We start from the raw sequence: 10444 nt of genomic DNA, 5'->3' as shown, positions 1-10444 counted from the left end.
ATACTAACTGGAAGTGGTGTCCCGGCCCGAGTGTGAACCGTGTCAAGTTCGGTGGTTCGGCTGATATCGTGCATACCAGCGGTGCTATAGCCGCCGTAGTCTCAACTTCACGGCGCAGAGCGCGAACTGCCGTGCTGTGTAGATACGGAACTGCGAATCGACGGAAACGGAGGAAAGCGGTTACCTACCGCCGAACTCCCACTCGGCGTCGAGCTCGCGGTGGGTGTACGGGAGGGCGTCTTCGCCGCTGTAGCTCGCGACGAGGTGGCCGTCGCCCTCGAGGTAGTACTTGTAGGTGGTGAGGCCGTCCAGCCCGACCGGGCCGCGCGCGTGGACCTTCCCGGTCGAGATGCCGACCTCGGCGCCGAGCCCGTAGCGGTAGCCGTCGGCGAAGCGGGTCGAGGCGTTGTGGAAGACGCTCGCGGCGTCGATCCCGGTCATGAACGCCTCGGCGGCCGCCTGGTCTTCGGTAACGATGGACTCGGTGTGTTTCGAGCCGTGCGCGTTGACGTGCTCGACCGCGTCGTACACGTCGTCGACGAGCTTGATCGACAGCTCGAGGTCGCCGTACTCCGTGTCCCAGTCGTCGTCGGTCGCCGCGCCGATATCGACGATCTCGCGGGTCGCGGCGTCGCCCCGGAGTTCGACGCCCGCGGCCTCGTAGCGCTCGACGAGGTCCGGGAGCAGGTCGGGCGCGACGGACTCGTTCACGAGCAGCGTCTCGACCGCGTTACACACCGCCGGGTACTGGACCTTGGCGTCGAACGCGACATCGGCGGCCATCTCTCGATCGGCGTCGTCGTCGACGTAGACGTGACAGATCCCCTCCGTGTGGCCGAGCACGGGAATCTGGGTGTTGTCCTGGATGTAGGAGACGAACTCCGAGGAGCCCCGCGGCATCACCAAGTCGACCGCGTCGTCGCGTTCGAGGAGGCGGTCGACCTCCTCGTGAGCCTCGACGAGCCCCGCCCAGCCGTCGGGGAGGTCCGCGGTCGCCTCGCGGATCACCCGGTGGAGGACGCGGTTCGACTCGCTCGCCTCGCTGCCGCCCTTGAGGATGACGGCGTTGCCGGACTTCAGCGCGAGCGCCGCGATCTGGACGAGCGCGTCCGGCCGCGACTCGAAGACGGTCGCGACGACGCCGATCGGCACCGACACGCGGAACAGCTCCAGCCCCTCGTCGAGCTCGCGGGCCGAGAGCGTCCGACCGAGGGGGTCGTCCTGCTCGGCGACTGACTCGACCATCTCGGCGACGTCGTCGAGCTTCGCGGCGTCGAGCTTCAGGCGGTCGACGAGCGCCTGCGTGTACTCGCCGCGATCCAACATCTCCTCGGCCGCCTCGACGTCCCGCTCGTTCGCCTCGAGGACCTCGGCCTCGTTCGCGCGGAGCGCGTCGGCGATCGACCGGAGCCCTTCGTTCCGGGTCGCCTCGTCGGCGTTGGCGAGCCGTAGGGCGGCTCGCTGTGACCCCTCGACCAGTTCGTCCGCGTCGCGCTCGATCTCCGTTGTCTCACTCATTCGTCTCACCCGCTGTCGGCACGAATAGCGTGCCCGTCGGTTTACCGGCTGCGATCCGGTCCAACACGTCCCGGGTCGCTGAGCCGGCGATCACCGCCGGCGTGCCGCTCTCGGCGGCGTCGCGGGCCCCCTCCACCTTCGTCTGGATCCCGCCGAAGTCGGTGGTCGTGCTGTCGCCGACGAGCTCGCGGACCACGTCGTAGTTCGTCCCGACGGCCTCGATGACGGTCGCGTCCGGGTCGCGCTTCGGATTACCGGTGTAGACGCCGTCGACGTCGGTGAGCGTGACCAGCAGGTCGACGCCGAGCGCGATCGCGACCGACGCCGACAGCATGTCGTTGTCGCCGATCCGCAGCTCGTCGGTCGCGACCGCGTCGTTCTCGTTGATGACGGGGACGACGCCCCATTCCAGCAGCGTCTCGACGGTGTTCGTGAAGTTCTCGAACCGCTCGGGCGCGTCGAGGTCGGCGCCGGTCACGAGGATCTGCGCGACCGGCTGGTCGTAGCGGTCGAAGCTCTGCGTGTAGTGGCGCATCAGGAGGCTCTGGCCGACCGTCGAGAGCGCCTGGCGCTCGTCGATCACGTCGCTTCCGCGGTCGATCTCGACGTCGACCGATCCCGTCCCCTCGCCGTTGCCGAGCCGACCGATACCGGCTCCGACGGCCCCCGACGAGACGAGGACGACTTCCTTACCGCGCCGGCGGAGGTCCATCACGTCGGCGACGAGCTTGTCGAGTTTCACGCGGTCGAGCCGCGAGTCCCCGTCGGTCAGAGAGTTGGTCCCGGCCTTCACCACCACGCGGTCGGCGTCGGCGGCCGCGGTCCGAGCGCGGGCGACGGCCTCCCGGTCCACCCCACCGACCGCGACGCCGTCACTCGTCATCGAACGCCTCGGCCAGCTCCCGCGAGCGCTCCTCGGCCGCCGCGACGGCGTCGACCACCGCCTCGTCGGCGTCGCTGTCCCAGAGGACCTCCATCCCCTCGATCGTCGTCCCGTTCGGCGAGCAGACCGCATCGATGAGCTCGTCGACGCTCCGGTCGTCTCGGAGCACGGTCTCGGCCGCGCCCTTGAACGTCTGGGCCGCGAGCGTCTCGGCCTGCTCGGGGTCGAGCCCGCCGTCGATTCCGGCCTGCTTCACCGCGTCGATGAGATAGAAGGCGAAGGCGGGGCCGCTGCCGTTGACGGCGGTCGAGACGTCCATCAGCGACTCGTCGACCTCGACGAACTCGCCGGCGTCGTCGAGCATCTCCCGCACCTCGTCGGTGAGCCCCTCGTTCGTCGCCGCCGCAGCCATCTCGCCCGTCTCGGCCGCGAGGTTGGGCATGATCCGGACGACCGAGGCGGGCGTCCGCTCCGCGACGAACTCGCGGGGGAGTCCGGCGGCCAGCGTCACGAGCTGTTGACCTGCGTCCAGATCGAGGTCCGCGAGGACGTGCTCGGCGATGTCCGGCTTCACGGCGAGGACCACGATATCGGCCTCCTTCGCCGCGGCGGCGTCGTCGGTCGCCACGTCGACGACGTCCTCGACGGCGGCGAGCGCGTCGGGATCCAGATCGATCGCCGTCAGGTGATACGAGTCGGTTCTCGCGAGGCCGCGCAACAGGGAACCGCCCATGTTCCCGCAGCCGATGACGCTCACGCGTGTCATGTTACCTGCAGGGAGTGCATTCAGGGTCATACCAACTGCGGTTTGAACGAGGCCGCGGTCAAGTGACCGGAACCCCCGGTCCCGGTCGACCCGATCTCAGATCAGCCCTTCGTACAGCGATCGGTACCGTTCCGCGATAGCGTCCAGGGAGAACGCCTCGCTACGGTCGGCCGCGTTCGATCCGAGCCGCTCGCGGAGCGCGGGGTCCGAGAGCCGACGGATCGCGTCGGCGAACGCCTCGGTCTCCGCGGCGCCGTCGGCGGGGTCGACTTTGAGGCAGTCCTCGCCGTCGTCGAGCCACGAGAACGTCTCGATATCGCGGACGACGACGGCCTTGCCGGCGGTCATCGCCTCCAGCAGCGCGATCCCCTCGTTCTCCTCGTGGGTCGGGAACAGGAACACGTCACCCGCGGCGAACGCCCCTCGGATGTCGTCGACGAAGCCGGGGAACGTGCAGTTGTCCGGCGACTCCTCGATCAGCCGGGTCGTCTCGCGGCCCTTTAACGTGAGATCGAGCGGGCCGAACCACGCGAAGTCGACGTCGGGGAGTTCGCGGGCGAGGTCCACGAACGTCTCTAACCCCTTCCGCTTGATCACGTGACCGACGAGGAACACCGTCGGCGGCCCTAGGTCGTACCGCTCGCGGTACTCGGTCTCCAGCGACTCGAAGCCCGCCAGCTTCTCGCGGTCGACGCCGTTCGAGATGACGGTGGTCGGGGCGTCGGCGTACCCCGCGATCACGCCGCGATTGTACTCAGAGGGGCAGACGAGCGCGTCGGCGAGGCCGTACGAGCGGCTGAGATAGGGTTTGAGGGGCCTCGCGAGCGCGTTGGTGAACCGGAAGCTGTCACCGAAGTCCTCGGCGGTGACGTGGGTGTGCGCGACCACCGGAACGCCGCGGTCCCGCGCGCGCTTCGCGTGCCACACCGAGCGCGGCCCCATCAGGTTGCAGTGGAGCACGTCGGCGTCGAGGGTCGGCTCCGTGGTGTACGCGATCGACTCCCGGTCGAGCATCTTCCGCTGGTGGACGACCGACTCGCGGATCCCGCCCGTGACGTGGTCTTCGAACTCGAAGTAGTGGCTGACCTTCATCGCGGGGTCGCGACCGTCGTCGGATCTCTCCCGCTCGCTTCGATTCCGCTCACTGCACTTCCAGCCACGGGACCTCCATCAGCGGCGGGATATGGGTCTCGATGTGGTGTTCCCACACGCCCTCCTCGCCGAACGCCTCGCCGTGGTCGGCGGTGACGATAACGGTGCCGTCGAGTTCCTCGACGAGCTCCGCGACCGACTCGAGGGCGATCCGCAGGTTCTCCTCGTAAAGGCGGAGCGCGGTGACGCGCGTGCCGTCTTTCACGAGGTCCGCGGGGTCGAGCTCCAGCCACAGCCCCGCCTTCTGGGCGAACTCGCTGTCGTCTAGCCGGCTCTCGATCTTGGGTCGGACCGCGTCGCTGAGCGAGGAGAGGAGGCCGCCGTCGCCGTCTCCCGCGTCGCCCGCTCCGGCGTCCTCCTCGTCCTGCCGTTTGATCCCCTTCTGGATCTGTTTGAGCTTCTGGCCCTTCCCTCGCGAGAGGTACGGGGCGTGCGGCTGCATGTAGTGGAGCACCGTGCGGTCGGCGTTCTCGATCGCCTCGGTGTTGCTCCGGTACGCCTCCGCGAGGCTCTCCGGCGGGACCGTCCCGAGATCCTCGTCCCAGCCGGTCTTCCAGACGTCGTGAATGTCGCTGATGTGCTCGGAGGCGGTCCACTCGTAGTCGCAGCTCGCGCCCCACTTCAGCTCGTTCAGCGGGATACCGAGGTCGTTGATAAAGGGATTCCCGGAGAAGTAAGCGATGTCGTGGTCGTCGGTGAACGTCCGGTAGGCCCACTCCGGCGTCGACGAGCCGACGCTCCAGCGCTTCTCGAGGTCGCCGTCGAGGTACTCGTCGTACACGTCCTCGAACACGTCGTAGCGACACGCGTCGAGGACCAGACAGTAGTCCCACTCGGAGGTGAGGAACCGCTGGTCTTCCATAGGTTGCGCTACCGTACCCGACCGACCGTTGTATTCTTGTTGGTGCTCGGTCGCGAGGTCCCGTCCGCGGATCGCCGGACTGAGGCGGGACGAGACCGACCGCGGGGACCAGACGTTTCAAGTTCGCCACCGACGCAGAGGCCGTATGGACGGGAGCCGTCGGCGCGGGGTGGTGATCGGCGCGGTCGCGGCGGTCGGGATCCTCGCGGTGCTGTTCGTTGTCGTCGGCGCGGGTCGCGTCGTCGACACGCTTCGCGGGGCCGACCGCGGGCTGGTCGCGGCGACGTTCGGTCTCGCGCTCTGTTGGCTGCTCGCGTGGAGCCTGATGCTCAGAACGGTCCTCGGCGCGGTCGGCGTTCACCTCCCGGTCGCGACGTCGTTCCTCGTGTACGCCGGCGCCGTCTTCGCGAACAACGTCACGCCCTTCGGACAGGCCGGCGGCGAGCCGGTCGCCGCGGCGCTCATCGCCAAGGTGTCGGGTTCGCGCTACGAGACGGGGCTCGTCGGGATCGCCAGCGTCGACGTGCTCAACGTCGTCCCTTCGATTTCCCTGGTCTTCCTCGGAGTCAGCGCCTACGCCGCCACCGCGGCCGTCGGCGAGCGGCTGGAGGTCGCCGTCGCCGTCGCCGTGGCGCTGATCGCGTCGATCGCGACCGCGATCGCGCTCGGCTGGCGCTCCAGGCGGGCGATCGCCGACCGCCTCCCGGCCGCCGTGGGGGGGGCCATCGGGCGATTTCGGCGGTTCGACGCCGCCGCGGTCGAGGAGGCGCTCGCGGCGCGCCTGCGGAACTTCTTCGAGGACATCGAGCGCGTCGGCACGAGCCCCCGGCGACTCGCGGTCGCGGTCGGCCTCTCGCTCGCGGGCTGGACGCTGCAGGCGGCCGCGCTCGCGGTCGCGTTCGCCGCGGTCGGCGCCCCGATCGCGCCGGAGGTCGCGCTGTTCGCGGTCCCGCTCGCGTACGTCGCGGGCGCCACGCCCCTTCCCGGCGGGCTCGGCGGGATCGAGGCGGCGTTCGTCGCGCTGCTCGTCCCGACGACGGGCGTCGCCGCGGCGACCGTTACCGCCGCCGTGCTCGTGTTCCGCGGCGCCGTCTACTGGCTCCCGATGCTGATCGGCGGGATATCCGTCTCGGTGCTCGGGATCGACGCGGTGCGGTGAGCGAGGCGAGCGAAGACTAGGACGTGCGTCTCGTCGGTGACCGACGAGAGGAGTTCCCTGCGCTCGCCGCCAGCTGCCGTCGGGCTCCACACCGCCGGCCAGCTCGTCGACAGGGACCCCAACGAGAGCGAACACCGTGTCCGCCGGCGCGTCGAACACGTGATAGAACGGGATCTCGATCTCGCGTTGGGCCTGACTGACCGAACGGTCGCTCGAACGATGCGTGTCCAAGTCGTCGGCGGTGTTGCTGTCTTCCGGTTCGCCGCGCGCGAGGATGCTTTTCTAGCCCGCGTCGTCGAGCGCCTCGCCGGTCTGTCGGTTCATGCGTTACCATGTGTTAGAGACAAGCTAAAACCATCGGGGACGTCGTCGGGTCCCTCGGGATCTGTGATCTCGGTTCCCTCCACGGCGACGCGTACCGTACAAACGGCCCCCTGTGATCGACCGCCGCACGGAGAGACCGTGACTCCCCGTCGAAGCCTTAGTTGACGAGAGCAGTCGGTCGATCGCGATAGACGGTCTGCTATCTCGGTCGCGAACGGATTTCGACGGGAAAATGGCTTATAAACCGGTGTCAGGGAGCGAGACAACTGCGTACTCGACCGGATTCCGAACGGCCGCCTGCCGGTCTACCCCGTTCAGAAGAACAGCCACAACACGAGCAGCCCGTACAGCGCCAGCAGCGCGATCACGGTCAGTCGGATGAGGATGTTGACGCTGAAGACGAGCCCGTTATAGTCGTTTTTGAGGAGCTTCAGCGGCGCCGTGGTCCGGCTTTCGAGCCCGATAGTCGCCGGCGAGACGTCGTCGAGGGCGCGCTCGATCGCCGCTTCGAGGGCGTCGACGTTGGACTGTTTCATATTCGCGAGCTCGTAGATCGAGGCGTGGGTGTCCGTCGAGAACACGAGGACCTCGTCGAACGTCTCCCCGTAGCGGGCCTCCATCTCCCGGATGTCGGGCGTGACGCCGTTCGTGTCGATCCCGATCGTCAGCACGTCCTGGCCGTCGACGGTCTCGACCACCGCGATCATGTCCTGCTCGGTGCGCTCGACCGCGAACCCGGCGGCGTAGCCGTAGAGCGGCTCCTCGGCGAGCCGTTCGCGGAACTCGTCGAAGTGGTCTTTCAGCCGGTCGGCCTCGCTGGAGCCGTACTGCACCTCCTTCGTCGGTCCGTCTTGGATGTCGTGCTTGTGGAGGTCGACCAAGAGCACCTCGGACTCGTCGACGTCCCGCATGAACACCCCGGTGTCGTAGTCGTCGATCCCTTCGCCGTGGAGGTAGACGACCTGCTTGTCGCCGAACCGTCGCCCGTAGAACTCGATCTCGCCGTAGTCCTCGTGGACGAGCCGCGAGGCGCGACCGACGCCGTCGGGCGCGGAAACCGCGTCGAGGATCTTCTCGGCGTCGGTCGGGTTCGAGAGGTCCTCCTTGTGCGTGCAGGGGACGTGAAGGAAGAAGCCGTGGTCGTCGCCCCCGTCGTTCAGCGCGTCGATGACGTTCCCGCTGAGCTGGCCGCCACCGAAGCCGCCGAGCGGGCCGGGGTGGACCCACGGGGCGGCGAGCGTCAGGCGGTCGCCGTTGTCGATCGCGAGGGTCCCGACCGCGGGCTCGGCCTCGACGCCGAGGTCGAGCGACTCCCGGTCGTTCCTGAGGATCCCGGACGTGAGCGCGAACGCGGAGACGTCCGTGTTGCTCCGGATGAGGTAATCGACCAAGGCGAGCACCGACACGAGGAACGCGGCCGCGATCCCCAGCGACGCGAACGCGAACACGTGGCGGTACGTCGAGAAGCCCAAGTCCCCGCCCGCGAACGCGTAAAAGGCCGCGATCAGCGCCGCCGGCTCCGCGAGCGCGACGACGAGGATCCGCTTGTATCGGTCGATCCCCGTCGACACGACGAGCACGAGGATGTTGATCAGGTATATCGTGATAAAGAGGAGCCAGACGATACTCCAGACGTTCCCGACGTCGTTGGCGCCGGAGAGGATCAGCGTGTAGAAGAACAGTACGAACTGGTTGACCAAGGCGAGGAAGAAGCTCCACGACCGCGGATAGTTGGAGAGCACGCGGTGGAACAGCTCCCCGGCGAACAGAAAGGGGAGGAGAAAGAGGAGGACCGCGACCGGCAGGACGCTGGAGGGCGCCGGAGAGAGCGGCGTGAACATCGAGAACGCGACGTACGCGACGACGCTGTATACGGCACTGAGTCCGACGAGCGCCGGGATCTGAGCTCTCAGCGGCGGGACGCTGAACACCAGCCGTTGGAAGACGTCGACGTTGTCCGCCCCCATCTACGACGACACCCCGTAGATAGACTCCAGTTCGTCTATCGTTCGGGTCACCGAGAACCTCTCTACCGCCTCTCGGGTCCGGCGGTCGCCGTCGAGGCAGTCGTCGACAGCGCGCTCCATGTCGTCGCGGTCGCCGTACGCGAAGCGGGCGCCGTTGGCCTCGCCGATGGTCTCGTCGAACGGGGAGACGTCGGCCGCGGCGACGGGGGTCCCGCAGGCGTTCGCCTCCAGCGTCGAGAGTCCGAGGGTGTCACAGGTCGAGGCGGTGACGAAGACGTCGAGCGCGGAGTAGAAGGCCGGCAGGTCTTCGCGCGAGAGGAAGTCGCGGAACCGGACGTTATCCGGCGCGTCGCGTTCGAGGGCGTTCCGCACCGGCCCCTCGCCGACGAGTTCGAAGGACAGGTCGGGAGTCCGCTCGGCCAGCCGGAGGATCTCGTCGACGTTCTTGTTGCGGGTCATCCGCCCGCTGTAGCCGACGATGGGTTCGTCGCGCTCGAACCGCGAGCCCTCGACGGGGCGGAACGTGTCCATCTCGATACCGACCGGGAGCTTCCGGGGTGCCACGTCGCGGCGAATCCGCGAGGTCGACGCGGTGACGCAGTCGAACGAGCGGAGGAACCGGTTCTCGTAGGCGACGTACAGGCGCCCGGCGATGTCGGAGAGCGACTTCAGTTTGAGCCCTTGGACGAAGTAGTCCTCGACCGGCGTGTGGTGGGTGTACACGGACTTCACGCCGCGCTTCTTCGCGTATCGGCGTCCCATCACCCCGGTCGACGCCGGGCCGTGACAGTGGACGACGTCGAGGTCGGGCAGCGTGGAGAGCCGTCGGTAGAGGGGAACGCGGTACTGCCGGTAGAAGGGGTTCGGGAGCGACCGCACGGGGATCTCCCGATCGTCCGGCTCGTGGCTGCTCGCCGGGTAGACGACGTACACGTCGTGGCCTCGGTCTTCCAAGCGTTCGCGCCACGCGCGGATCGTGTACGTGACGCCGTCGACGCCGGGAAAGTAGCTGTCCGTGAAGAATCCGATGTTCATACGAGGGTCCGTCGTCCGCGCGTCTGGATGTACAGCGGGTCGCACGGGTTCTGTCTCCCGGATTTCCCACCGAAAAGCTTCAACATTTTCATTCCGAGCGCGGCCGGGTCACCGTGGGACCGCCGGGGCCGGCCGCCCACGCCCCCTCGCCGCGACCCCACGCTTAATCCCGCGGGGCCCGGATCTAGGGACATGATACCGACCGAACGCATGGCCGCGGTCGACGCCAACGCCGCGGCCCTCGGCGTGCCGCGCAAGCAGCTGATGGAGTCGTCGGGCAACGCCGTCGCGCGCGAGGTGCGGGCGGTCGCCGATCCGGGCGCCGACGTCGCGCTGCTCTGCGGCCGCGGGAACAACGGCGGCGACGCGTTCGTCGCCGCGCGGTTCCTCTCCTCGTACGGCGTCACGGTCCACCTGCTCGGCCGCCCGGAGTCGATCCGGACCGACATCGCGCGGGAGAACTGGGAGGCCCTCGGCGCGGCCGAGATCCCGACGGAGACCGTCGCGGACTCGACCGACCTGTCGCTCGGCGACCCCGACGTGATCGTCGACGCGATGCTCGGCACGGGCGTGACGGGCGCGCTCCGGGAGCCGGAGCGGACGGCGGCGCGGCTCGCGAACGAGAGCGACGCCGTCGTCGTCGCCGTCGACGTCCCCTCCGGGATCGACGCCGACACGGGCGAGCCGACCGGGAGCGCCGACGCCGCCGAGGGCCGCGCGGAGGCTGACCCTCTCGTCGAGACCGGGCAGCTAGTCCCCATACACGGCGGGACGCCGG

Annotated in this window: 9 protein-coding genes; 2 read left to right on the top strand and 7 right to left on the bottom strand. The window is 68.5% G+C overall.

Annotated elements, in window-relative coordinates; all coding sequences use genetic code 11:
* Nucleotides 1-180: 180 nt before the first annotated feature.
* The 5 genes from OQF71_RS12170 to OQF71_RS12150 all read right to left on the bottom strand — a co-directional run bounded on the left by OQF71_RS12170 (nt 181) and on the right by OQF71_RS12150 (nt 5181).
* Nucleotides 181-1518: a glutamate-5-semialdehyde dehydrogenase gene (locus OQF71_RS12170; protein WP_280587989.1), complete on the bottom strand. Its 1338-nt coding sequence runs from the start codon at nt 1516-1518 to the stop codon at nt 181-183.
* Nucleotides 1511-2401 (bottom strand): glutamate 5-kinase, encoded by an 891-nt coding sequence (gene proB, locus OQF71_RS12165; RefSeq protein WP_280587987.1) that lies wholly within the window; start codon nt 2399-2401, stop codon nt 1511-1513. The genes OQF71_RS12170 and proB overlap by 8 nt, the downstream gene beginning before the upstream one ends.
* Nucleotides 2391-3167, bottom strand: coding sequence for a pyrroline-5-carboxylate reductase (proC, locus tag OQF71_RS12160; RefSeq protein ID WP_280587985.1), 777 nt, complete (start codon nt 3165-3167; stop codon nt 2391-2393). The genes proB and proC overlap by 11 nt, the downstream gene beginning before the upstream one ends.
* A gap of 96 nt (nt 3168-3263) precedes the next feature.
* Nucleotides 3264-4259, bottom strand: coding sequence for a glycosyltransferase family 4 protein (locus tag OQF71_RS12155; RefSeq protein WP_280587983.1), 996 nt, complete (start codon nt 4257-4259; stop codon nt 3264-3266).
* 49 nt (nt 4260-4308) lie between these two features.
* Nucleotides 4309-5181 (bottom strand): hypothetical protein, encoded by an 873-nt coding sequence (locus tag OQF71_RS12150; protein WP_280587981.1) that lies wholly within the window; start codon nt 5179-5181, stop codon nt 4309-4311.
* 145 nt (nt 5182-5326) lie between these two features.
* Between OQF71_RS12150 and OQF71_RS12145 the strand changes: the two genes are divergently transcribed.
* Nucleotides 5327-6340 (top strand): lysylphosphatidylglycerol synthase transmembrane domain-containing protein, encoded by a 1014-nt coding sequence (locus OQF71_RS12145; RefSeq protein ID WP_280587980.1) that lies wholly within the window; start codon nt 5327-5329, stop codon nt 6338-6340.
* 638 nt (nt 6341-6978) lie between these two features.
* Here the strand turns inward: OQF71_RS12145 and OQF71_RS12140 are convergent.
* Nucleotides 6979-8631, bottom strand: coding sequence for a DUF2070 family protein (locus OQF71_RS12140; RefSeq protein ID WP_280587979.1), 1653 nt, complete (start codon nt 8629-8631; stop codon nt 6979-6981).
* Nucleotides 8632-9666 carry a glycosyltransferase gene (locus tag OQF71_RS12135; RefSeq protein WP_280587978.1) on the bottom strand — a complete coding sequence of 345 codons (1035 nt, stop codon included), beginning with the start codon at nt 9664-9666 and terminating at the stop codon, nt 8632-8634.
* 192 nt (nt 9667-9858) lie between these two features.
* Between OQF71_RS12135 and OQF71_RS12130 the strand changes: the two genes are divergently transcribed.
* Nucleotides 9859-10444 (top strand): NAD(P)H-hydrate epimerase (locus tag OQF71_RS12130; protein WP_280587977.1); only part of this gene is annotated, 586 nt, incomplete at its 3' end.

It is taken from the genome of Halorubrum sp. Boch-26 (assembly GCF_029889805.1).
Lineage (GTDB): Archaea > Halobacteriota > Halobacteria > Halobacteriales > Haloferacaceae > Halorubrum.
Note: the sequence above shows the minus strand (reverse complement) of the source record. Positions and strands in the feature narration are given on the sequence as shown.

Bases quoted from the DNA above. Each gene is read 5' to 3' on its own strand.
- OQF71_RS12170 (WP_280587989.1), bottom strand. From the start codon at position 1,518: ATGAGTGAGACAACGGAGATCGAGCGCGACGCGGACGAACTGGTCGAG.
- proB (WP_280587987.1), bottom strand. From the start codon at position 2,401: ATGACGAGTGACGGCGTCGCGGTCGGTGGGGTGGACCGGGAGGCCGTC.
- proC (WP_280587985.1), bottom strand. From the start codon at position 3,167: ATGACACGCGTGAGCGTCATCGGCTGCGGGAACATGGGCGGTTCCCTG.
- OQF71_RS12155 (WP_280587983.1), bottom strand. From the start codon at position 4,259: ATGAAGGTCAGCCACTACTTCGAGTTCGAAGACCACGTCACGGGCGGG.
- OQF71_RS12150 (WP_280587981.1), bottom strand. From the start codon at position 5,181: ATGGAAGACCAGCGGTTCCTCACCTCCGAGTGGGACTACTGTCTGGTC.
- OQF71_RS12145 (WP_280587980.1), top strand. From the start codon at position 5,327: ATGGACGGGAGCCGTCGGCGCGGGGTGGTGATCGGCGCGGTCGCGGCG.
- OQF71_RS12140 (WP_280587979.1), bottom strand. From the start codon at position 8,631: ATGGGGGCGGACAACGTCGACGTCTTCCAACGGCTGGTGTTCAGCGTC.
- OQF71_RS12135 (WP_280587978.1), bottom strand. From the start codon at position 9,666: ATGAACATCGGATTCTTCACGGACAGCTACTTTCCCGGCGTCGACGGC.